1 protein-coding gene is annotated in these 267 nt (G+C 64.8%); it reads right to left on the bottom strand.

Annotation, left to right across the window (positions count from 1 at the left end; all coding sequences use genetic code 11):
* Window positions 1-250, bottom strand: a 250-nt coding sequence (locus ACLJNW_RS25595; RefSeq protein WP_410961423.1) for a hypothetical protein, incomplete at its 3' end; no start/stop codon positions are given.
* Between the last annotated feature and the right edge of the window lie 17 nt (window positions 251-267).

Raw genomic sequence — 267 nt, 5'->3', positions numbered from 1 at the left:
ACATGACGCGCTCGTGCATGAGCCGCTGGATGTGGTGCAGGATTTCCTCGCGCTTGTTGCGGTCGGTCTCGACGTCCTGCTGTTTGAACAGGGCATCGATGTCCGCATAGCCCCCGTACGCAAAGGGACCACCGTGTATGGCCACTTCCTCGATGCGGGCCGCGGCATTGCCGTACCTGCCGCTGGCGCACACGCACAGGCCCCGCAGCTGTTTCGCCTGCCAGGCGGCGAAGAAGGGGGCGCGCTCCATCGGACGCATCTTCACCT

The organism is Salmonella sp. SAL4457 (genome assembly GCF_046548235.1).
In the GTDB taxonomy this organism is placed as follows: Bacteria; Pseudomonadota; Gammaproteobacteria; order Enterobacterales; family Enterobacteriaceae; genus Salmonella; species Salmonella enterica.
The sequence above is the reverse complement of the archived record's forward strand: the minus strand, read 5'-3'. Positions and strand labels throughout refer to the sequence as shown.